We start from the raw sequence: 21,994 nt of genomic DNA on the forward strand, positions 1-21,994 counted from the left end.
CTATCCGGCGGGCTTGCCCCGGCCCCGGCTCTTGCGGCCCGACGTGGGCTTGGCCGGCGCGGGACCGGCCGGCGACTCGGGCCACAGCGGAGTGGCCGGGGCACGGCCGGCCTGGCCCGACGACGATGCGGCCGGGACGGTCGGGGACTCGTCCACCGTGTCCTCGGCATAGGCACGATTCGCCGCGTCCGACGTGTACGTGCGGCCGGACTTCTCACCGCTGCCGTAGGCCCGGGCCGGTGCGTAGGCGTCCGACGCCAGATCCTTGGCCGAGTCGACGTCGGCGCCGACCGCTACCGGCTCCTTCTTCGTGTCCTCGGGCGCAGTCCACGGGCCATCGACGCTCTCACCGGCGTCCGACCGGCGGCGTGCCTCGGCGGCGTCCGCCTCGGCCAAGGCGGCGGTCCAGTCGGAATATTCGGCGGCGGAGCGCGCGTCACGGCCTTCGGACTCCGCCTTGCGGGCGGCACGCGCCTGTGCGCGGGAGCCGGGCGTGCCGATCGCGGAGACGATGACCGAGCCGGCGAGGCCGGCGAGCACCGCATAGGGCGCGATGACGAACGCGGACAGGTGCTGGTCACGCTCGCCGAGGGCCGGCACGGCCAGGAAGTAGGCGATCGCCACGAGCAGCGGTCCGGCGGCTCCGGAGATCGCGACGCCGACACGGTTGTCGCCGTGGCGGCCGGCGGGCCAAGCCGCCAGCGTGCCGATGATCAGCGCGGTGACCAGCATGAGCAGCGCACCCGGGAGGTTGACCATGCCGCGGATCCAGACCGCGTCCGTGAATTGCCAGGTGCCGAGCTGGACGGAGGTGGCCGTGTCGCCCTCGACCCGCACGACGTCGGCGACCGCGACGACGGCGAGTGTCCACAGCCAGGCCGACGAAGCGACGATGTTGGCCGCGATCGCCCGGGCGGTCAGCGCGCCGATCGCGAGCAGCAGGCCGACGATGATGCCGACGACCGCGTATCCACCGGCGGTGAAATATGGCGCGGCGTTGTCGGGCCGGGGCACCCGCGCGGGGATCGCCACCAGCGGCACGATGATGAGCGAGCCCACGGCCGCGGCGAGCGCGGTCACGATTCGCCAGGCGATCGTCAGGGCATGTCCGGCGGCACTGCGCGGATTGGCCGGGACCGGTGCCCCGCCGGTAGCGAGCCGGTCGGCGCATATGGCGCCGATGACGGTAGAGGTCGCGGCCAGCCACGCCACCCAGGCCAGACTGCTGACCCAGACGGTGCCGCTGTCGTCGGCCGGCTGCCACGAGATGATGCCCAGTCCGTAGCCGAGACCGAGCTGCGCGGCACCCGCGCCCGCCGCGATACCGATCGCGGTGAATATTGAGGTTGCCCAGCTTCGTGCAGCCATGCCGCGCAGCGTACGCCCAGCCGTCCAACGGGGCGAGTCGATGTCGTGGGAACGTCAGCCGCGCTACGGAGGGTGGGTTCAAGGTGGCGCAGCGGGTGGGAATCAGTACGTCGCGCCGCCTTGTGGCGCCGGGAAAAGGTGGTGAACTGGACCTATGCCGCACAGCCCGGACCAGTCGCCCGAGCCGGACCGGACACAGCCGTTCAGACGGCCGGAGCCGGAGCCGGAGCCGGACCAGACCCGGCCGCTCCGCCGGTTCGGCGAGGATGGGACGGACGAGACGGTGCCCGGTGCGCCGCCGCCGGCGGCGGACCCGACCGCGATCCAGCCGCCGGTCGACGACGCACCGCGCTGGTCGGCGCGGGCCAACGTGCCGCGGCCCGGGGACCCCGGTCTCCGCCGTCCCGCCCCGCAGGAGTGGGCCATCGAAGAGGAGGACCCGTATCAGGGGCGGTCCTGGCTGACCCCGGTGATCGTCGGCATGGTGGCTCTTGTCCTAGTGGCCGCCCTGACCACCGGCATCTGGCTGATCTACCGTGCGACGGAGCGGAGCGCGAACACACCGGAAGACCCGGCACCGGCGCCGTCGGTGGGCAGCTCGGCCGTACCGTTGCCGACAACCGCGGCCACGACGCGGGATGCGCCCTCGTCCGAGCCGGCACCCACGACCACCGTGCCGTCACCCGCCGGCCCGGTCGTCGTGCCCCGCCTGCGCGGTGCGACGCTTGCGGAGGCGACCGTGAAGCTGCAGGTGCTGGGGCTGAATGTGGCCGTCGAGCGCAAGGCCGACGGCTCGGTGGCGCCCGGTGAGGTGCTGTCGACACGGCCCGGCGAGGGCGAGGCGGTCGAGCCGGGTGGCACGGTCACGCTGGTGGTCGCCACCGCACCGGTCACCCTCCCGCCGTCGTCGGTGCCGGCGCCGTCCGCGTCATGAACACGCGCGCTCGCCGTCAGAAAAAGTGATCGAAGGACGGATCCCCGGCTCTTCGACAGCCTTTGGGATCCACCCTTCGATCGCGGCGTGCCGGAAGGTGCGGACTACCCCACCGGCACTGGCACACGGGCGGCCGGGACGCGCGAGGTCCGCGTGATGAAACCGGGCTGCAGGCCCTGGAGCAGGACGAAGATGGACCGGCGCTCGACGGCGTCGCCGTTGGCGTTGAGCTGGTAGCCGTCCAGCCACGCCCAGCCGTCATAGGTCTGCCAGTCGTGCACTCTGATCACCCGGAACAGCATCGGCGACGTGAACTGCACACTCGCGGTCTTCGTCACGCGCAGGACGTCACCGGTTCTCGGTAACACAGTAGGACTCCCGTCTTCCGTCGGCGTGTCGGGGAAGGTCGGTGGCGGCCAGGCTTCGCGTCCAGGGCCGTCACCGCCGATCGGTCCGATCGTTTGTCGCTGCGTCCGCACAGGTGGAATGTTCCGCCCAGGTGAACACTCCGTAACCTCGGCCACACGGACAGGTTGCCCCAGAAGCTCAAGACATGCAACTTGCAAGACGAACTTTCCATCGTGCGTATGAGTTGCCGGATGTTGTGCCGCCGTCGCCTTGCGCGGCCCTAGGATGTTGCCCTGATCTATACGTGACGTGACTACGTACGATCTCGGCGCGGAGGTGCACCAGCGTGGCAAGTCGTCGAGGCAGTCCGACCCTGCGGCGCCGGCAGCTCGGGATGGAGCTGCGCCGGCTCCGGGAGGCTGCGCACGTCACGATCGATCAGGTCGCCGAGCGCCTGGAGTGCTCCGGCTCCAAGATCTCCCGCATCGAGACCGGACAGACCGGCGTGACCCCGCGGGACGTGCGGGACATGCTCGACATCTACGGCGTGGACCCGGACTACGCCGACCAGTTGCTGAAGATCGCGCGTGAGGCGCGCCAGAAGGGCTGGTGGCAGCTCTACGGCGATGTGCTGACGGGTGCCTATGTCGGCCTCGAGGCGGCCGCCGATCACATACACTCCTATGAGGCACTCGTCGTGCCCGGCTTGTTGCAGACGGAGGAGTATGCGCAGGCCATGATCTACGCGGCCCGGCCGGACATCAGCTCCACCGAGGTGGAGAAGCGGGTCCGTGTCCGAATGGGACGACAGTCGTTACTCACTCAGGATGACCCGATCGATCTCTGGGTGGTGCTGGACGAAGCCGTGCTGCGCCGCCCGGTCGGTGGCGGGGCGGTCATGCGCCGACAGCTCGAGCATCTGAGCCTGGCGGCGAGTTGGCCGAACGTGACCCTTCAGGTACTGCCCTTCGCCGCCGGAGCTCACGCCGGGATGGACGGGACATTCACGATGTTGCTGTACGACGAGTCCGCCGGACAGAATTTCGTGTTCGCTTCGAACGCTGCCGGCGGTCTCTTTCTCGAGAAGGACGACGAGCTTCAGCGCTACGGATTCATCTTTGACTACTTGCGCGCCAACGCACTCCGTCCTGACGAGTCAGTGTCTCTGATCGCGAAGCTGACAAAGGAGCTGTAGTGAAGATCGAAGCCAAGGGCTTCAGCGTGAGCCTCGACGGTGCTGTTTGGCGCAAAAGTACCCGCAGCGGTCCCTACTCCGACAACTGTGTCGAGGTGGCGTTCGTCGGCGGGGCGGTCGCGCTGCGCGATTCGAAGGATCGGGCCGGGGCGGTGCTGCTGTTCACCCCGGAAGAGTGGCTGGCCTTCGTCGACGGCACCAAGGACGGGGAGTTCGACCTGGCGTAGGAATGCGCCGGGCGCGTCGACCGGTCCGTTTCCGCACGCGCGGAGCGGGCCGGTCGTTTTAGTGTTTTCTGCCGGGAGCGTGGCCGTTGTGCCCGGATCGTCGTTGTATGTGTGAGTGTCGCACCTCGGCATTTCCCCCGAGTGAGATAAGGCTTGCACCGATGAACCTTGGCCCCGACAACTTCGGCAACGGATCGTCGAAGACCGACGACCGTTTCTCCGGGCAGCTAGGCAGCTACCGCCCGGGCGGTCGCCGGGACGCCGGCATCGGCGACGGGCTGATCGACGACCTGTCGCCGCGCAACGGCTCACTGGACGGCTCTTTGATCGGCGGGTCACTGACGCCGCCAAAGCTGCCCGAATCCTCACTTGTGGCGGACATGGGACCGCTGACCGGAGGTTCGCTGTCGTCAGGTTCGCTGTCGTCAGGTTCGCTGTCCTCGGGTTCGCTGTCCTCGGGTTCGCTGTCCTCGGGTTCGCTGTCCTCGGGTTCGCTGTCTTCGGGTCCGCTGGACGAGCCCATGTTCGGCCGGGACTCCTGGCTCGACGCGGCGCCCAGCGGATCGATGGCCGACCACCCGCTGCTGCGCGGCCTGCTCATGGAGCTGCCGCCGAAGGGCACGCTGCCGCAGCAGGAGTGGCTGGACCGCTGGTTCGAGGCGGCCCGGTCGATCCTCGAGCTGATCTACTCCCAGGAGACCCGTTCCCTGAAGTAGCAGGTCCGTCGCACTGCCCGCCGTCTATCGACAGGTCGATCTCCAGCCTGTACAAAGCATGGAGGACTCGACCTGGGGAGGTCGGACGGGCTCCGGTGCGCCGAACAGGTGACCGGGGCCCGCCGTTACGTTGGGACCATGACGCATCCGAAGATCGAGCTGCACGTTCATCTCGAAGGCGCCGTGCCGCCGGCGACCCTCCTGGAGATCGCGCGCCGCAACGAACTGCCGCTGCCCGCCGACACCGTCGAGGGTGTGCGGGAGCTCTACCAGTTCACCGACTTCGCGAAGTTCATCCAGGTGTGGATCCTGACCACCAACTGTCTGCGCACGGCGGCGGATTTCCGGCAGATCGTGGTCGACTATGCGGGGGTGGCCGCCGGTCACGGCGCGATCTACCTGGAGGCGATCTTCTCGCCCGGCGAGCGGGTCCAGCGCGGTGTCGCATGGGAGGACCTGTTCGAGGGCTACACCGACGGCATCGTCGAGGCGGGGGAGCGGCACGGGATCATCGTGCGGCTGACCCCCGATCTCTACCGCGGCATGCCCGTCGAATTGGCCGAGGACGTGGCCCGCTGGAGTGCGCGGTACCGCGACCGCGGGATCGTCGGGCTCGGCCTGGGCGGCGACGAGCGGGCCGGTTCGGCGCTGCCCTACGCGAAGGCCTTCGAGATCGCCCGCGACGGCGGCCTCGCGGTGGTGCCCCACGCCGGGGAGTCGGCGGGTGCCGAGTCGGTGCGGGAGATGCTCGGCCTGGAACCCGACCGGCTGCGGCACGGCATTCGCGCCGTGGAGGATGCGGCGGTACTGGCTGAGATCGTCGACCGCGGCCTCGTGCTGGACGTCTGCCCCACCTCGAACCTGCGCACCCGGTCGGTCCCTTCGCTGGCCGAGCACCCTCTGCCGGCCCTGGTCGCGGCCGGCGTGCCGTGCACCGTCAACACCGACGACCCGGCCATGTTCAACACGGATCTGGCTCAAGAACACCGGATCGCGGCCGATCTCGGTCTCGGTGCGCGTGAGGCTTATCTGGCCGGCGTGGCCGGTGCCGCCTGCGACGAGGAGACGCGTGCCCACCTAATGAGCAAGATCAGTTGAATCGGTCGAACGGTTGATCTGGTGCCACTGTCCAGACGACGCAGATGTCGCAAAGTTGATGGTCGATCTTGAAATGTCCGCTTAGCTTAGGTCGAGTTCGCTGCTGGTAACGGGGAGGCAAGGGTGAGTGACGTGACCGATTTGATCTTCGCGTTGATGAGCGGCGGTGGCCTTCTGGCCCTCAGTATCGGCGCCTTCGGTGTTCTCGACGCCTACAACAAGCGGGGGATCGGCGAGAAGCGTGTCGACTGGCTCATCGCGCTCTACGCGGTCGGCGTCGTCATGAACATCGTTGCCTACGTCATGCTCGACCGCTGGTACATCGCGGCGCCGCTGGCCCTCATGCTGGTGCCGGCCGAGCGCGCGCTGGACAAGCGGGGAACGTTCAAGCGGCGTGGCGCCAAGGTCGACGTCATCACCGGCCGTAGCTGAGACGTCAAGGGCCGGCGCCCTTGGTGTCGCACCCGCTGGTGCGCTGTCCATGAACGTTCGGCGGATCGCCGCAGGTCCGTCAGCCCTAGCCGGCCCGGACAAGACGACAACTCGGGCGCTGCTGGCAAGCTGTCGCCGCCGAGGTGCGCCGGTCGGCGCGTTCCGACTCCGTCCGCCGTGTGCCCCCTCGCAAGGCTCAACTTCGCTAGACCGCGAAGGTCTTCAGCGGTTCCGTCGCCGGTGGCGGTGGGGCCGCTCGCCACAGGCGTACCTTCTGCGCCGTGAGGCGGGCCAGATAGTTCGGGTTGAGCAGGATGTAGCGCCGCCAGAGCCGCCGGGGCTCGAGGCCGAGCCGCCACAGCCATTCCAGCGCGTACTTCTGCATCCACGGTGGTGGGTTCTTCAGGCCGCCGGCGTGATAGTCGAACGCGGCGCCGACCGCGAGCATGGGTGCGTCAACGAGGTGCCGCATGCCGTAGACGAAGACCTCCTGGCGCGGGCAACCCAGGCCGACCATGACCACACGCGCGCCGGACTCCTTGATGCGCGCCGCGATCTGCTCGGGCTCGCCCGGCTGGGCCGGACGGAACTTCGACGGCTCCATGCCGGCGATCTTCAGGCCCGGGAACCGCTGGGGCAGCTTCTCGGCCAGCTTGTCAAGCGTTTCCTGGGTCGAGCCGTACATGTAGACCGGCAGGCCCTCGTCGGCACTCGCATCGAGCACCCGCAGCGTCAGCTCCGGGCCGTAGACCCGGTCGGCGAGACGCGCGCCGTGCAGCACGTTGAGCGCCCAGCGGACCGGCTGACCGTCGGGGGTCACCAGGTCGAACGCGTTGAGCCGCGCACCGTGCGCCTTGTCCTGCACGCCGGTCATCACACCGTGGACGGCGAGCGCGGTGACCGCGAGCGACCGGCCTTCGCGGGCGGCGCTCATCACCTGGTCGACGGCGCTGTCGTAGTCGACGGCGCTGACCTGGACGCCGAGGACGTTGTGCTTGCCCTGGTCGATCACGACCCTAAGCCTCGGGGATCCACTTGTCGACGTTGGCCTCGTAGATCTCCTGGCAGATCATCGGGACGTCGTAGACCTGCTTCCAGTCGGGGTAGTCCTGCTGGAAGCGCTCGTTGGAGCCGATCCACCACTGGTGGTCGCCGATCCGGTTGGCCTCGTGATATTCGGTCCGCATCTCGTTGCCGGTGATCCGCTCGGCGAGGGCGAACACCTCCAGGTGCGAGGTGTTGGAGTGGCGGCCACCGCCGAGGTTGTAGACGGCGGCGCTGCGCGGCATGCGGAAGAACGCCTCGAACGCGGCGACCACGTCGTGCGAGTGGATCGCGTCGCGGACCATCTTGCCCTTGTAGCCGAAGATCTTGTACGTGCGGCGCTCCATCGCACAGCGCATGACGTAACCGAGGAAGCCGTGCAGCTCGGTCGCCGAGTGTGCCGGGCCGGTCAGCGTGCCGCCGCGGAAGCAGGCGGTCTTCATGTCGAAGTAGCGGCCGTATTCCTGCACCATCACGTCCGCGGCGACCTTGGAGGCGCCGAAGACGGAGTGGAGGCACGCGTCGATCGACATGTCCTCCTTGATGCCGTTCTCGTACGGGTGGCCGGGCTCGATCTCCCAGCGCGTCTCCAGCTCCTGCAGCGGCAGGCTGTTGGGCCGGTCGCCGTAGACCTTGTTGGTCGAGCAGTGGATGAACGGCGCCTCGATGCAGTGCTCGCGCACGTTTTGCAGCAGGTTGAGCGTGCCACCGGCGTTGACGTCGAAGTCGGTGAAGGGGTCGCGGACCGCCCAGTCGTGGCTCGGCTGTGCCGCGGTGTGGATGACGACGGCGATGTCCTTGCCGTATCGCTTGAAGATCTCCGCCAGCGCGTCACGGTCGCGGATGTCGACGTCGTGGTGGGTGTAGGACTCACCCAGGTCGCTGGTCAGCCGCACCACGTTCCACGCGGTCGAGGCCTCGGCCCCGAAGAAGCGTTTGCGCATGTCGTTGTCGATGCCGACGACGTCGAGCCCGAGCGATGCGAAATGACGGACCGCCTCCGAGCCGATGAGGCCGGCCGAGCCGGTGACGAGTGCGACGCTCACGACGAAGAGCTCCCTGCGTTGTGCGGCGGTGTCGGACCGGTTCGGAGCATACCGTGACACGCCGCTCCCCCCGATGCTCGCGGCCCGCCCCCTCCTCCCCTCCGTCCACGTTGATCTTGCAGTTGTGGTGCCTGGCAAACCCGGACATCGTGGGAGTGTCATGGCACCACAACTGCAAGATCAACGCCGGTGGTGGGGGCTTGGCACGACGGCGATGGCAGGGAGGGCCGTCAAGGCCCGACCGGTGTCTGACGGGAGCGACGGTCGTGCGTTGCGCGGACCGGAGCCATGAGAAGCAGGACGCCGGGAGGGCCGGAAGCAAGGCGCCAACCTGTTCCGGGTCGGCATTATGACTGCCGGCAGGAAGACGGCATGCCGACCGTCGACGGCGAGACGCGGTTCAGGGGTGTGGTGGAGGGCGCCCCCGCCGGGGAACTCCACGGCTGAGGTGCAGGTGGCTCAGCCGAGGCGGTGTGTCGACCGTCGACGGCGGGACGCGATCGGGGGGTGTGGTGGGGCGAAGCCCCCACCGGGGAGCGAGCGAAGCGAGCGCGAGGAATTCCACCGCTAAAACGGCAAGTGGCCCCGCCACGAAGCAGGGGCCACTTTCACTGGTGGGGAAGGAGGGAGTTGAACCCTCACGCCCTTTCGGGCACACGGACCTGAACCGTGCGCGTCTGCCATTCCGCCACTTCCCCCAGCGGTCGAAACCGCCTGGCGTGCCAAAGCATACCGTGTCCTCACTCGGCGAAATGACCGAGTAGGCACTAGGCTGCCCTGGGCGCCACGGAAGAGTAGCACGGGCCGACCGGTCAGCTTGCATACGGGAGTGCGACGTCCGGATACCATCATGACCTCGGAACCCGAGGAGGAACCGGTGAGTGTGCTGCAGCGCTTCGAGAAGCGCCTCGAGGGCCTGGTCGAGGGGGCCTTCGCCAAGGTCTTCAAGGGGGTCGTCCACCCCGTGGAGATCCTCAACGCCATGCAACGGGAGGCGGAAGCCCACAAGGCGATTCTGGCCGGCGGACGCACGCTGGTGCCGAATCGCTACGTCATCGATCTTTCGCCCTACGACCACAGCCGGCTGGCGCCCTATGCCGCCGCGCTCGCGCAGGAGCTCGCCCAGTCGCAGGCCGAGTTCATCGGTGAGCAGGGCTGGACGGTCTACGGCGACGTGATCGTCGAGATCGAGCGGGGAGATGGTCTCGACACCGGCATGTTCCGGGTCACGGCCGAGGTCTACACCGGCGGCGACGTCGCACCGCCGCCCGTCCCCGACCCGTATGGGGGATACAACCAGGGTGGCGGCTACGGCCCGCCCGGCATGGGCGGCCCGGGCGGCCCGGCTCGAAACGTTCGACTGGTGTCGGGCGACGGGCGCAGCTACCCTCTGTCGATCGGCTCGACCGTCATCGGCCGGGGCGATCAGGCCAACATGCGCCTGCCGGACGTCGGCATCTCGCGTCGTCACGCGCGGCTCGACTACGACGGTGCGCAGGTTGTGCTGACGGATCTCGGCTCCACCAACGGCACGATGGTCAACGGTCAACGCGTCTCCGCGGTCGCGTTGAACCCAGGTGACATGATCCAGCTCGGCACGACCACGCTCACGTATCGCGTGGATGGTTGATCGTTCTGCATGCGTGGTCGACGTTAGGCGGATCTGAATGAGCGCGTGGTAGATGGAATTTGTCATTACGGTGGCCCGTTACGGGTTGCTCGTGCTGCTGTGGATCTTCGTGTTCACGGTGGTCGGGGTGATCCGGCGGGACCTTTTCGCGGGCTCGCGTTCGAGCCGGATCGTCGCCGCACCCCGGGGGGTTGGTGCGGTGACGGCTCCCGGCCGTCCGGCGAAGGTCAAGCGCGGTAAGGCCGCCCACCAGCTCTTCGTCACCGCCGGTGCGCTGGCGGGCACTCGCATCACCCTCGGCGAGGCGCCCATCACCATCGGCCGGGCCGAGGACTCGACCCTGGTGATCACCGACGACTACGCCTCGGCCAAGCACGCCCGACTCGTGCCCCGTGCCGGCCAGTGGTATCTCGAGGACCTCGGCTCCACCAACGGCACCTACCTCGACAAGACCAAGGTCAGCGCACCCACCCCCGTCCCCCTCGGCGTGCCGATTCGCATCGGCCGCACTTCACTCGAGTTACGGCCATGACCCTCACCTTGCGCTATGCGGCCCGCAGTGACCGCGGTCTGATTCGGAGTGGCAACCAGGACTCCGTCTACGCCGGACCGCGGCTGCTCGCCGTTGCCGACGGCATGGGCGGCATGGCCGCCGGTGACGTCGCCAGCAACATCGTCATCGCCACCATGGCTCCTCTCGACGAGGACGTGCCGGGAAACGCCATGATCGACACGCTGCGGAGCGCGGTCGATCTGGCGAACCAGCAGATCCGGGACGCCGTCGAAGAGAACCCGGCCATGGAGGGCATGGGCACGACCCTGACCGCCATGCTGTTCTCCGGCAGCAAGATGGGCATGGTTCACATCGGTGACTCGCGCGCATATCTCGTGCGTGACGGCGAGTTCAACCAGGTGACCAAGGACGACACCTACGTCCAGATGCTCGTCGACGAGGGTCGAATCAGCTTGGAGGAAGCCAGCAGTCACCCCCAGCGGTCCCTGCTGACCCGTGCGCTCGACGGACGTGACGCGGATCCCGAATATTCGGTCAGGCAGGTCAAAACGGGTGACCGCTACCTGCTCTGCAGCGACGGGCTGTCCGGCGTCGTGAGCGCCGAGACGATCGAGGCGACCCTGCGGGAGTACGTCGACCCCAACCAGTGCGCCGGTCGGCTCATCGAGCTGGCTCTGCGCGGTGGCGGGCCCGACAACATCACCGTGATCGTCGCCGACGTGACCGACGAGGACATCGTCGAGGAGCGGCCCATCGTGGGCGGCGCGGCCGCCCAGGACCGCGGCATGGCGACGTCGGCGGATCAGTCGATGTCCTCGGCCCGTGGCGCCGCCCTCGCCGCGCCCCGCCCGCCGGTGCCGAAGTCCGAGGAGGAGCAGCGCGCGGCCAGCCCGGCGCAGGCCTCCTCCAGGGACGACAGCGAGCGGTCGCGCCGCCACCCGGCGCGCACCGCGGTCCTGCTCGTCGTCCTGCTCGGGCTCCTCGGCGGCGGTTTGTGGTACGGCTGGAGCGTGACACAGTCGCGGTACTACGTCGGCGCGACCGACGACGGGACGGTGGCGATCTTCAAAGGCGTGCCCGGCAAGATCGCTTGGATCAACCTGTCCGAGGTCTACGAGTCGAGCGAGCTGAAGGTCGACGACCTCACGCCGGCGGCGCAGGGCACGGTCAAGCAGGGCATCCAGGTCGACAGCCTGCAGCAGGCCCAGGACAAGCTGGCCCAGTTGCGGGACCCGGGCAACCCGTCACGCAAGCAGGCATGCCCGAGCGCCGAGCCTTCCGCCGACGCCTCTTCCTCCGCCGCCGTGATCGAGACAGCCAGCCCGGCAGCGTCGATCTCCGCCGGTGCGTCCCCGGGCGCGTCAGTGTCCGTGTCCGCGTCCCCGACCATCGAGACGTCCCCGACCATGTCGAACCCGACCCCCGCAGCCAGTTGCTGACCGCGAGGCCAAGAGGAAACGTGTCGTGACCGCCTCCGCCTATCCGGCCTCGTCGCCCTACAACCCGGGCGACGGCTCGGCCGTATCCGCGCCGGCCCGGCAGCGCACCCGCCGCAACGTCGAGCTCGGACTGCTCCTGTTCGTCGCGGCCATCCTCCTGGTCTACGCCGCCGTCGTCGAGGGCAACAGCGTCGGCGAGGTCACGCCCGACTTCTGGGTGCAGACCGCGATCCTCGCGGCCATCTTCGCGGTCGCGCACATGGCGATCCGCTTCCTCGCGCCGTACGCCGACCCGGTGATCCTGCCGGCCGTCGCGCTCGTCAACGGGCTCGGCGTCGGTTTCCTGCGCCGTCTCGATCTCGGCAGGGAGAAGGCGGCGCTGCGCGCCGACCTGAGCGTCTTCGGCGGCGACGGTTTCCGTCAGCTCGGCTGGACCGCGGCGGCCATCATCGGCGCCGTCATCCTGATGATCATCGTGCGTGATCATCGCTCCCTGTCGCGGTACGCGTACACGCTCGGCCTCACCGGCATCGTGCTGGTGCTGATTCCCGCCGTGCTGCCGGCCCGGTTCTCCTCGATCAACGGCGCCAAGCTGTGGATCAAGTTCCCGGGCTTCTCGATCCAACCCGGTGAGTTCGCCAAGATCTGCCTGCTGGTGTTCTTCGCGTACTATCTGGTGCGCAAGCGCGAGGTGTTGTCGCTGGCGAGCAAGCGGTTCCTCGGGATCGACTTCCCCCGGGGCCGTGACCTCGGGCCGGTCGTCCTGGTGTGGCTGCTCTCGCTCATGGTCCTGATCTTCGAGAAGGACCTCGGCACCTCACTCATGTACTTCGGCATGTTCGTCGTGACGCTGTACATCGCCACCGAGCGGGTCAGTTGGCTGATCATCGGTCTCGGCTTCTTCCTCGGTGGCGCCTTCCTCGCGTACTTCCTGGGCAAGACCGTCGGCGGCCCCTTCCTCAACTTCTCCGAGCGCGCCACCACCTGGCTCGACCCGTTCGCCGACGCGGACAACAAGGGCTACCAGTTGGTGCAGTCGCTGCTCGGCCTGGGCACCGGCGGCCTCACCGGTGCCGGCCCCGGCGCCGGTCAGCCGACCAAGGTGCCGGAGGTCCGCACCGACTTCATCTTCTCCGGTCTCGGCGAGGAGATCGGGCTCTTCGGCCTGACCGCGCTCCTCGTCGTCTACCTGCTGCTCGTCGAGCGCGGCCTGCGCGCCGCGATCAACGTGCGCGACTCCTTCGGGAAGCTGTTCGCCGGCGGCCTCGCGTTCACGCTGGGGTTGCAGGTGTTCGTCATCGTGGGTGGCATCAGCCAGCTCATCCCGCTGACCGGGCAGACCACGCCGTTCCTCTCGGCGGGTGGCTCGTCATTGGTGGCCAACTGGCTGCTGATCGGTCTGCTGCTACGAATCTCCGACGCGTCGCGCCGCCCGGCCGGTGGAGCCCCGTCGATCAACCTGGGTGGCGTTTCCACCGGCGGTGGTGGCGGCGCCCCGGTCCAGATCAAAGAGCTGCCCACGGAGGTTGTGCGATGAACGCCCCGCTGCGCCGGGTCGGCGTCGTGGCGCTTGTGCTGTTCGCGATGCTGTTCGTCAACCTGAACTACCGCCAGGTGGTCAAGGCCGACGACTACCGGACCCACCCGCGCAACGGCCGGGTCCAGGCCAGCGAATACGAGCGCGCCCGTGGAAAGATCGTCAACGCGCAGGGTATCGCCGTGGCCGATGCCCAGGAGACCAGCGACTCGCTGAAGTTCCTGCGGACCTATCCGCTGAAGGACCACTACGCGCACGTCATCGGCTTCAAGCCGGTCAACCTCGGCGCGACCTCGCTGGAGAAGCTCAACAACGACTTCCTGACCGGCACCTCGGACAAGCAGGCGGCGGATCGCATCGCCGGCCTCTTCACCGGCAAGGAGCCGGCCGGCGGCAACGTGCTCCTGACGATCTCCAGGGCGGCGCAGGAAACGGCGTACACCCAACTCGGCACCAACAAGAAGGGCGCAAAGGTCGGGGCCGTCGTGGCGCTCGATCCGGCGACGGGCGCGGTCCTCGCCGAGGTGTCGATGCCGAGCTACGACCCCAACCTGCTCAGCACGCACGACACCAACGGCGCTCTCGCGAACTACAACAAGCTGGACAAAGATCCCACCAAGCCGTTGCTCAACCGTGCGGTGTCGGAGGTCTACCCACCCGGCTCGACCTTCAAGGTCATCACCTCGGCGGCCGCACTCAGTGCGGACTCGTCGCTCGGGCCCGACTCGGTCGTGCAGGGCGGCGAGTTCTACCAGCCGCCGCAGACCTCGACGTTTCGCATCAAGAACGCGCACGAGGGCATCTGCCCGGACAACATCACGCTCAAGCAGGCGCTCACCGTTTCGTGCAACACCGTCTTCGCCCGGATGGGGGTCGAGCGGATCGGGGCCGACAAGCTCAAGTCGATGGCACAGTCCTTCGGCTTCGAGTCGGAACCTCGATTCATCGAGGATCAGGATCGCAACTACTGCGGCATCGTGGCCAGTCACACCGGCTCGATGACCGGAGGTGCCGACAACCGCGTCGACCCGCCTGCCGTTGCTCAGTCGAGCATCGGACAGCGCGAGGTGAAGATGTCTCCGCTGCAAGGCGCCATGATTGCGGCGACGGTTGCCAACGGCGGTCGCGAGATGCGGCCGTACGTGGTGGACCGTCTGCAAAACGCCGACCTCTCCAACGCCGACCGCACCGAACCCAAGGAACTGGGCCGCCCGATCAGCGGCGACGTCGCCGGCAAACTGCAGGACATGATGTTCGGTGTCGTCACCTCCCGGGACGGCACGGGCCGCAACGCCAACGTCTCCGGGTTGCAGGTGGGTGGTAAGACCGGAACCGCGGAAAACGGTGAGGATACCGAGGACCACGGCTGGTTCATCGGCTTCGCACTGAAGGACGGCAAGCCGATCATCTCGGTCGCGGTGTTCCTCGAGCACGCCGGCCAGGGTGGCAGCGCGGAGGCGGCTCGCATCGCCGGTCAGGTCATGAAGGCATACGCGGACGAAAAGGGCATCCGATAACAATGAGGTGCGCGACATGTTGAGCGCCGGCACCACGCTGGGCGGGCGTTACCGCTTGGACGAGCGCATCGCCGGTGGCGGTATGGGTGACGTGTGGCGCGGCACCGACGAGGTGCTCGGCCGCACCGTCGCGATCAAGGTCCTGCTGCCCGCGCTGCTTGAGGAGCCCGGTTTCGCCGAGCGCTTCCGGGGCGAGGCGCGCACGATGGCCACGATCAACCACCCCGGCGTCGTGGACATCTACGACTATGGCAGCGAGAACGGCACGGCCTTCCTGATCATGGAGTACGTGGAGGGTGACGCGCTCTCCCGGACCCTGGCCCGGGTCGGCCGGCTGACCCCGGCGCGGGCCATGGCGCTGATCGCCCAGGCCGCCGACGCGCTGCACGCCGCGCACGAGAAGGGCATCGTCCACCGGGACGTGAAGCCCGGCAACCTGCTCGTGCGCCCCAACGGCACGCTCGTGCTCACCGACTTCGGCATCGCCCGTTCGGCCGCGGTGGCGCAGTTGACCGCGGCCGGCTCGGTGCTCGGCACCGCCTCGTACATCTCGCCCGAGCAGGCGTCCGGCGCGCAGGCGACGCCGCTGTCCGACGTCTACGCGCTGGGCGTCGTCGCCTACCAGTGCCTGTCCGGCCAGCGCCCGTTCGAGGGGGAGAACCCGCTCGAGATCGCGATGCGGCACGTCCGTGAGATGCCGCCGCCGCTGCCGTCCGACGTCCCGGCGTCGGCGGTGCAGTTGGTCGAACGGGCCATAGCGAAGGACCCGACCGCCCGCTGGCCGAGCGCCGCCGCGCTGGCGCAGGCCGCCCGCCGGGTGTCCGCGCAGCTCGGCGGCGGCACGGCCACGGGGCCCGCGGTGCCGCTCGTCGGACCGCCCGTCTCCGGCGCACCCGTCTCGCCGGTCTCCGGCGGCCCGTCCTACGGCCAGCCGACGTCGGGTTCACCGATGTCGGGCCCGCCGGTCTCCGGCAGCCCGGTCTCGCCCGGTGCCGGCGGCACCCGCGTCATGCCGGGCGCCGCCATCCCGCCGCTGGCAGGCGCGGGCATGGCGGCCGCGGGTGGACACGCGGCCCGGGGTGCGGCGGGCGTGCCGCCACCGCCGCCCAGCGGCGACACCGCCACGTTCCTCGGCGGGACCGGCGGCTACCGGCCGCCGCCACCCCCGCCCGGTTCGGGCAGCCGCAGCGGCGGCAACCGCAACAACCTGGTGATCGTGGGTATCGCCGCGATCGTGCTGCTGGTCCTGATCGGCGTCGGCGGCATCTACCTGGCCACGCGAAACGGCGACTCGAACAACCAGGTCGCCAACGAAGGGCCGTCGACCGCCCCCACCTCAGCGTCGCCCACCCCGTCGGCGAAGGCGACCGGCAGGCTCGTGCCGGTCAACTGCAAGGTCGTCGGGCAGCAGAAGGCGTTCGTGGAGAACGACCTCAAGCGCAAGGGGTTCGACGTCAAGACTGTGGTCGACGAGACCGCCGAGCGCCCGCTTCCCAACACGATCACCAAGATCGAGCCGTGCGGCGAGGTGGCCCAGGGCAGTGAGATCACGCTGACGGTCAGTAAGGGTGTGGGCGGTCCGGGGAACAAGAACAGCTCGGCGCCCGCGCCGGGCAACTCGCCGAGCGGCGGCTCGGACGACAGGTCGCCCGAGCCGAACGGCAGCGCGACGTCGTGCCCGCCCGGCAAGGTGCTCGTGAACGGCGCGTGCGTCGGCGCATAGCCGGAGTGGCCGGAATGGGTTCTCGTCGCAAGACGTGGCAAGGTAAGAGCCGATGACCGAAGGACGACACGACATGACCGCCCAGCCGCGCCTCCTCGGCGGCCGTTACCAGGTCGGGGAGCTGCTCGGCTATGGCGGCATGGCCGAGGTCCACCGAGGTCGTGACCTGCGCCTCGGCCGCGACGTCGCGATCAAGACCCTCCGGACCGACCTCGCCCGCGACGCCACCTTCCAGTTGCGGTTCCGCAGGGAGGCGCAGAACGCCGCCTCCCTCAACCACCCCGCGATCGTCGCCGTCTATGACACCGGCGAGGAGCGCGGTCCGGCGGGCGAGGAACTGCCCTACATCGTCATGGAGTTCGTCAACGGCCGCACCCTCAAGGAGGTGCTCGCGGCCGAGGGACGGCTCATGCCCCGGCGGGCCTTGGAGATCACCGCGGACATCTGCGCCGCGCTGGAGTTCAGCCACCGGCACGGCATCATCCACCGTGACATCAAGCCGGGCAACGTGATGCTCACGCAGACCGGCCAGGTCAAGGTCATGGACTTCGGCATCGCCCGGGCCCTGGCCAGCGGCGCGACGACGATGACGCAGACGTCGGCCGTGATCGGCACCGCGCAGTATCTCTCCCCGGAGCAGGCCCGCGGCGAGCCGGTCGACGCCCGCAGTGACGTCTACGCCACCGGCTGTGTGCTCTTCGAGCTGCTCTGCGGCCACCCGCCGTTCGTGGGGGACAACCCGGTGTCGGTGGCCTACCAGCATGTCCGTGAGGACCCGCGGCCGCCGAGCACGAGCAATCGCGACGTCACACCCGAGATCGACGCCGTGGTCCTCAAGGCGCTCGCGAAGAACCCGCTGAACCGGTATCAGAGCGCCGGCGAGATGCGGGCCGACGTCCTGCGCGCGGCCGCTGGCCGGCCGGTGTCCGCACCCCCGGTGATGACCGAGGACGAGATGGCGACGGTGCTGGCGGCGCAGACCGCCTACCGGCCACCGCCCGTCTCGCGGCAGCCGTCCCGGGCCGCCCAGCGGCAGAAGCGGAAGACCTCCACCGGGGTTGTTGTGGCGCTCACCACACTGGCGCTGCTCGCGGTCGCCGCATTGTCGATCGGGTTCTATCTCGCCAACCAGGATCCGCTGGCCCGGGTGCCCGACCTGACCGGCCGGACCGAGGCCGAGGCCGCCAACGCGCTGCGCCAGGTGAACCTCCAGGGCGACCCGCATCCCGGCCCCAACGAGAATTGTCAGCCCGGGGTGATCGTCAAGCAGAGCCCGCTGGCCAACACCCAGGTCAAGCAGGGCACGCAGATCGACTATGACGTCTGCGGCCAGCCGACGCTGCTGTCGGTGCCGCCCCTGATCCGGCTGACCGAGGAGCAGGCGAAGCAGACGCTGCAGACCTTGAACCTCAAGTCCGAGTCCGTGCAGACGGACAGCTACGAGAAGAAGGGCGAGGTCGTCGGCAGCGAACCGCAGGCCGGCACCCAGGTCAAGCCCGGTGACACGGTGAAGATCTTCATCTCGAAGAACAACCAGGCGCTCATGCCGGAGGTGGCCGGCAAGTCGCCCGAGGACGCCCGCCAGCAGTTGGAGGACGCCGGCTTCACCAACATCGCCACCGAGCCGAGCGAGGTCACCGACCCGGACAAGGCCGGCGTCGTGTTGAACTCCAACAAGGCGACCGGCAAGGCCGTGCTGAAGACCGACCGGATCGTCCTGCGGGTCGGCAAGCTGGTTGACAATGGGCCGCCGACCCCGTCCGGGTCGGTGAAGCCGAGCAACACCGCCTCACCCAACGGCTGATCCACTACTACCGTGCGTGCCCTGTGGATAACTGGCTAGTTATCCACAGGGTTGTGCACAGCCTCTTCCCGACTTATCCCGCAAATGCGGCAATCCGCCGCGCTTCGACCTCGGCGACCAGATCGGGTGCCTTCTCCAGTGCGTCCGGCAGGCCGCACGAGGCGAGCCAGTTCGCGAGCATCTGATGCCCGCCCTGGGTCAGCACCGACTCGGGGTGGAACTGCACACCCTCGATCGGCAGCTCGCGGTGCCGCATCGCCATGACGACCCCGGACTCGGTCCGGCCGGTCACCTCGATCTCCGGCGGAAGCGTCGACTCGACGACGGCGAGGGAGTGGTACCGCGTGGCGATGAACGGATCGGGCAGGCCCGCCAGCACGCCCCGGCCGTCGTGGGTCACCAGCGACGTCTTGCCGTGCAGCAGCTCGGGGGCTCGGGTCACGGTGGCCCCGAACGCCGCCCCGAACGCCTGGTGACCCAGGCAGACACCGAAGATCGGCAACTTCCCCGCGTATTCCTCGATGACCGCCATACAGATCCCGGCGCGTTCGGGCGTGCCGGGCCCCGGTGAGAGCAGCACGCCGGCCGGGTCGGTCGCACCGACCTCGCGCACGCTGATCTCGTCGTTGCGCCGGACGTCGCACTCGACGCCGAGCTGGCCGAGGTATTGGACGAGGTTGAAGACGAAGGAGTCGTAGTTGTCGATGACGAGGACGTGCAAATCGGTCACCTAGCTCGGTAGCACTTGCGGGGCACTGCGGGTCGGCGCGGAACCGGTGGCGGCTGGGCTCAGGGGTGCGCCGGTCGGCTGCGGCGGCAGCGGGTCGCCGCCCGGGTCGGTCGTCTCCACCTGCACGTCGTCGAAGGGCAGCAGCGGCTCGACGGCGGGAAACACCTGATACCACAACAGTGCCCCGACGGCGCCGGCCAGCACCACCGAGACGAGTGCCTTGAGCTGCCACTGCTTGAAGGGGATGTGTCGCCAGATCCATCCGTACATCGGCTCAGCCCTTCAGCTCGGTCGGGTCGCCCTCGGCGACCGGCTGGCTGCGCTTGAGCTCGGCGTGCACCACGAGACGCTGGTAGTTGTTGTACTTCGGGTTGCACGTGGTCATCGTGAGCAGCGCCTTGGTCGGCGTCTCGCCGGGCTTGCCGGGCACCGCCGCCACCACCTGCACCGCCGTCGGCAGCACGATCTCCTGGCTGGCCACGCGGTACACGTACCAGGTGTCGGCGGTCTTGATGACCACCGGATCGCCGGGCTTGAGCTTGTCGAGGTCCCACCAGATGGCGGGCGTGCGGTGGCCGGCCATCGAGAAGTTGCCGATCTGGCCGGGCATCGCCGTGTCCGGGTAATGGCCCGGCGCGTAGCGGATGTCGGCCGGGGTCACGCCCTGGACGATGGCCCACTTCTTCTTCAGCTTCGGGATGTGCACCGAGGCGATGACCGCGCCGTTCGGCGGCTTCGCCACCTGGGCCGGCGGCCCGGGCGCCGAGACCGTGGGGGTGGGCTCCGGTTGTGCCCACTGTTGCTCGAGCTGGCGGTTGAGCTCGTCCTGGTGCGCGTCCACGATGGCCGACTTGCCCCAGACCTCGTAGCCGGCGAACAGCAGCACGATGAGACCGAACGTGATGAGCAGCTCACCGGTGCCGCGGCTGACCGCGCGCACCACGGTGCCGAACGTAGTCCTCGTATATTCCGAATACACGCTGCGATAACCCTCCTCGGTACGGACCGGGCGCAGCGGGACGACCGTGACCCCCTTGTCTTCCGGGGGCTCGTCCTCCGCGTCCGGCATGGCCTGAGGGGTGGCAGCCGGTTGTGTGTCGGTGACTTTCGGCAGCACCGTGGTGGCGGGTTCCTCGCTCACCGGGTGCCGCGGGGATTGGTCGAATCGCGGGATGATCGCGGTCGCGTCCTCGGGCGGGACACGGGGGATCACGCGGGTCGCGATGTCGTCCTGGTCGAGGGCGCGGTGGCGGGGGCGGTGATGCATTTCCACAGCGCTACGACCCGGTGCGGGCAGAGCGCAGCGCCGTGGAACCGTCGTATGCTCCGGCCTGCACGTCTGCCTCCACTCTGACCTGGTAACCGAGCCCGAAGTTGTCCGCGGCCTCCTTGAACAACCGGACCCCTTCCGCCTCGTCGAGGGAGTGCTGGAGGCGCGCCTGGTCGCCGATGGCGGCGATCTCGAACGGGGGCGAGTAGACCTGACCGTCGAGCAGAAGGGTGTTACCGACGCAGCGTACCGCGCTGGTGGCGATCACCCGGACGCCCATGAGCGTCATGGCTTCGGCGCCGCCGGCCCAGAGCGCATTGACCACCGCCTGTACATCCTGCTGGTGAACGACCAGGTCGTCGGGTGTGGCACCGGCCGGTCGACTGCCGTCGGGACGGCGCGGTGCGTCGTCGAGCACGACCACGACCCCGGGTCCGTGCACGGCGGTCAGTCCGGCCGCCGCCTGCTGGTCGTTGCCGCGACGACGCTGCGCGTCGACCCGGTCGTCGGCGCCGGCCTGTTGCTGCTGTTGTGCGTCGATCGCGGCGCGCAGCCGACCGGCCCGGTCGCGGCCTGCGGCGATCTCCTGCTTACGCTCGCTGATGAGGTTGGTCAACTCGGGCCGGCGGTCCTCGCGCAGATCGGTGCCCTGGGCGGTGGCGGCGGTCAGTGAGAACAGCATTCCGGCTGCAGCCAGGACCACCGGCGTCAGTACTGACCAGGCAAAACCGTGCTTACGGTGACGGCGAGGTAGCATAGCGCTACCGAGGCGGCGAAAGGCGCGAGCCCACGAGGAGTCGCCTGATGTGTACTCCACCACGACCCCTCCCCGCGCGCGCGTGCCGACTTGACTACGCTAGCCGTAGAACATTATTCAGGCCGACGCTGGCGGAGGTGGCGGCGTCACATGGATAGTGTTGACCAGACAACCCCTCCAGGAGAGCGCCGTGCCGAAGTCGACAGTTCGGAAGAAGAAGGTCTACACGCCGCCGGCGGAGCTGCGTCCGCAGGAAACGGCGGCGGTCAAGCGCCGGCCGAGTCCGGCCTGGGTGCCCACCCTGGCGGTGGGTCTGGTCGTGGTCGGCATCGTGTGGCTGGTGGCCTACTACCTCACACAGGGCTTCTTCGATGTGGAGGCATTCTCCGCGCTGGCCAAGCTGGAGTACTGGAACCTGGCCATCGGCTTCGGGTTCCTCGTGGCGTCGCTCGCCGTGTTCTCCAAGTGGCGTTGATCGACCGTTGATCCGTGCTCGCCCCCTCGGTCCGAGGGGGCGAATGCGTCACAACTTGCGGTGTCGCCATCTGGCTGTGCTTTTCGGTGTCCTAGCGTGTGCTGCGACCAACTTCACGTTACTCGCGGGTAACTAGAAGTACTAAGGTTTCGGTACATCGCTCTTGAGGCGTCGGCAGTGTTGGAGGCAT

The 21,994-nt window shown here is 68.7% G+C and carries 22 protein-coding genes and 1 tRNA gene; 14 read left to right on the top strand and 9 right to left on the bottom strand.

What is annotated here, in order from left to right; all coding sequences use genetic code 11:
- Positions 1 to 1,368: a hypothetical protein gene (locus Drose_RS00205; protein ID WP_260726164.1), complete on the bottom strand. Its 1,368-nt coding sequence runs from the start codon at positions 1,366 to 1,368 to the stop codon at positions 1 to 3.
- Positions 1,369 to 1,522: 154 nt separating this feature from the next.
- Here Drose_RS00205 and Drose_RS00210 point away from each other — a divergent pair, with 154 nt between their 5' ends.
- On the top strand, positions 1,523 to 2,302 hold the full coding sequence (locus tag Drose_RS00210; RefSeq protein WP_260726165.1) for a PASTA domain-containing protein: 780 nt from the start codon (positions 1,523 to 1,525) through the stop codon (positions 2,300 to 2,302).
- A 104-nt stretch (positions 2,303 to 2,406) separates the two neighbouring features.
- Here Drose_RS00210 and Drose_RS00215 read toward each other — a convergent pair whose 3' ends face one another.
- A complete protein-coding gene (locus tag Drose_RS00215; protein ID WP_260726166.1) occupies positions 2,407 to 2,670 on the bottom strand; it encodes a hypothetical protein in 264 nt (87 codons plus the stop codon).
- 374 nt (positions 2,671 to 3,044) lie between these two features.
- Between Drose_RS00215 and Drose_RS00220 the strand changes: the two genes are divergently transcribed.
- The 5 genes from Drose_RS00220 to Drose_RS00240 all read left to right on the top strand — a co-directional run bounded on the left by Drose_RS00220 (position 3,045) and on the right by Drose_RS00240 (position 6,318).
- A complete protein-coding gene (locus Drose_RS00220) occupies positions 3,045 to 3,845 on the top strand; it encodes a helix-turn-helix domain-containing protein (protein WP_390891291.1) in 801 nt (266 codons plus the stop codon).
- Positions 3,845 to 4,072, top strand: coding sequence for a DUF397 domain-containing protein (locus Drose_RS00225; protein ID WP_259860580.1), 228 nt, complete (start codon positions 3,845 to 3,847; stop codon positions 4,070 to 4,072). Before Drose_RS00220 ends, Drose_RS00225 begins: the two co-directional genes overlap by 1 nt.
- A 161-nt stretch (positions 4,073 to 4,233) precedes the next feature.
- Positions 4,234 to 4,788: a hypothetical protein gene (locus Drose_RS00230; protein ID WP_260726168.1), complete on the top strand. Its 555-nt coding sequence runs from the start codon at positions 4,234 to 4,236 to the stop codon at positions 4,786 to 4,788.
- A 138-nt stretch (positions 4,789 to 4,926) separates the two neighbouring features.
- Positions 4,927 to 5,886, top strand: coding sequence for an adenosine deaminase (gene add / locus Drose_RS00235; RefSeq protein ID WP_260726169.1), 960 nt, complete (start codon positions 4,927 to 4,929; stop codon positions 5,884 to 5,886).
- A 132-nt stretch (positions 5,887 to 6,018) separates the two neighbouring features.
- Positions 6,019 to 6,318, top strand: coding sequence for a hypothetical protein (locus tag Drose_RS00240; RefSeq protein WP_260726170.1), 300 nt, complete (start codon positions 6,019 to 6,021; stop codon positions 6,316 to 6,318).
- A gap of 205 nt (positions 6,319 to 6,523) precedes the next feature.
- Here the strand turns inward: Drose_RS00240 and Drose_RS00245 are convergent, their stop codons facing one another.
- From Drose_RS00245 to Drose_RS00255, 3 genes are all read right to left on the bottom strand, one after another.
- Positions 6,524 to 7,330, bottom strand: a complete 807-nt coding sequence (locus Drose_RS00245; RefSeq protein WP_260726171.1) for a WecB/TagA/CpsF family glycosyltransferase — start codon at positions 7,328 to 7,330, stop codon at positions 6,524 to 6,526.
- Between the two features lie 4 nt (positions 7,331 to 7,334).
- Complete coding sequence (locus Drose_RS00250) at positions 7,335 to 8,408, bottom strand: NAD-dependent epimerase/dehydratase family protein (protein WP_260726172.1); 1,074 nt, start codon at positions 8,406 to 8,408, stop codon at positions 7,335 to 7,337.
- A 612-nt stretch (positions 8,409 to 9,020) separates the two neighbouring features.
- Positions 9,021 to 9,106: transfer RNA gene (locus Drose_RS00255), tRNA-Leu, on the bottom strand.
- Positions 9,107 to 9,258: 152 nt separating this feature from the next.
- Here Drose_RS00255 and Drose_RS00260 point away from each other — a divergent pair.
- The 7 genes from Drose_RS00260 to pknB all read left to right on the top strand — a co-directional run bounded on the left by Drose_RS00260 (position 9,259) and on the right by pknB (position 18,572).
- Positions 9,259 to 10,038: an FhaA domain-containing protein gene (locus Drose_RS00260; RefSeq protein ID WP_260726173.1), complete on the top strand. Its 780-nt coding sequence runs from the start codon at positions 9,259 to 9,261 to the stop codon at positions 10,036 to 10,038.
- Between the two features lie 52 nt (positions 10,039 to 10,090).
- Entirely contained in the window at positions 10,091 to 10,570 is a 480-nt protein-coding gene (locus Drose_RS00265) for an FHA domain-containing protein FhaB/FipA (protein WP_259860586.1), read from the top strand.
- A complete protein-coding gene (locus Drose_RS00270) occupies positions 10,567 to 11,991 on the top strand; it encodes a BofC C-terminal domain-containing protein (protein WP_260726174.1) in 1,425 nt (474 codons plus the stop codon). Before Drose_RS00265 ends, Drose_RS00270 begins: the two co-directional genes overlap by 4 nt.
- A gap of 25 nt (positions 11,992 to 12,016) precedes the next feature.
- Positions 12,017 to 13,528, top strand: coding sequence for an FtsW/RodA/SpoVE family cell cycle protein (locus Drose_RS00275; protein ID WP_390891292.1), 1,512 nt, complete (start codon positions 12,017 to 12,019; stop codon positions 13,526 to 13,528).
- Positions 13,525 to 15,045 carry a peptidoglycan D,D-transpeptidase FtsI family protein gene (locus Drose_RS00280; protein ID WP_260726175.1) on the top strand — a complete coding sequence of 507 codons (1,521 nt, stop codon included), beginning with the start codon at positions 13,525 to 13,527 and terminating at the stop codon, positions 15,043 to 15,045. The genes Drose_RS00275 and Drose_RS00280 overlap by 4 nt, the downstream gene beginning before the upstream one ends.
- 16 nt (positions 15,046 to 15,061) lie before the next feature.
- The gene (locus Drose_RS00285) at positions 15,062 to 16,768 is read left to right on the top strand and encodes a serine/threonine-protein kinase (protein WP_260726176.1); all 1,707 of its coding nucleotides are present in this window, start codon (positions 15,062 to 15,064) and stop codon (positions 16,766 to 16,768) included.
- 73 nt (positions 16,769 to 16,841) lie between these two features.
- Positions 16,842 to 18,572, top strand: a complete 1,731-nt coding sequence (gene pknB, locus Drose_RS00290; protein WP_260729971.1) for a Stk1 family PASTA domain-containing Ser/Thr kinase — start codon at positions 16,842 to 16,844, stop codon at positions 18,570 to 18,572.
- 73 nt (positions 18,573 to 18,645) lie between these two features.
- Here the strand turns inward: pknB and Drose_RS00295 are convergent, their stop codons facing one another.
- The 4 genes from Drose_RS00295 to Drose_RS00310 are packed head-to-tail and all read right to left on the bottom strand — an operon-like array spanning position 18,646 to position 21,389.
- The gene (locus Drose_RS00295; protein WP_260729972.1) at positions 18,646 to 19,293 is read right to left on the bottom strand and encodes an aminodeoxychorismate/anthranilate synthase component II; all 648 of its coding nucleotides are present in this window, start codon (positions 19,291 to 19,293) and stop codon (positions 18,646 to 18,648) included.
- 9 nt (positions 19,294 to 19,302) lie between these two features.
- A complete protein-coding gene (locus tag Drose_RS00300; RefSeq protein ID WP_260726177.1) occupies positions 19,303 to 19,572 on the bottom strand; it encodes a hypothetical protein in 270 nt (89 codons plus the stop codon).
- Between the two features lie 4 nt (positions 19,573 to 19,576).
- Positions 19,577 to 20,569 carry a class E sortase gene (locus tag Drose_RS00305; protein ID WP_260726178.1) on the bottom strand — a complete coding sequence of 331 codons (993 nt, stop codon included), beginning with the start codon at positions 20,567 to 20,569 and terminating at the stop codon, positions 19,577 to 19,579.
- 10 nt (positions 20,570 to 20,579) lie between these two features.
- Positions 20,580 to 21,389 (bottom strand): DUF881 domain-containing protein, encoded by an 810-nt coding sequence (locus Drose_RS00310; RefSeq protein ID WP_260726179.1) that lies wholly within the window; start codon positions 21,387 to 21,389, stop codon positions 20,580 to 20,582.
- A 130-nt stretch (positions 21,390 to 21,519) separates the two neighbouring features.
- Here Drose_RS00310 and Drose_RS00315 point away from each other — a divergent pair, with 130 nt between their 5' ends.
- Positions 21,520 to 21,804 (top strand): cell division protein CrgA, encoded by a 285-nt coding sequence (locus Drose_RS00315; protein WP_313900062.1) that lies wholly within the window; start codon positions 21,520 to 21,522, stop codon positions 21,802 to 21,804.
- Positions 21,805 to 21,994: the final 190 nt, after the last annotated feature.

The organism is Dactylosporangium roseum (assembly GCF_025264685.1).
In the GTDB taxonomy this organism is placed as follows: Bacteria; Actinomycetota; Actinomycetes; order Mycobacteriales; family Micromonosporaceae; genus Dactylosporangium; species Dactylosporangium roseum.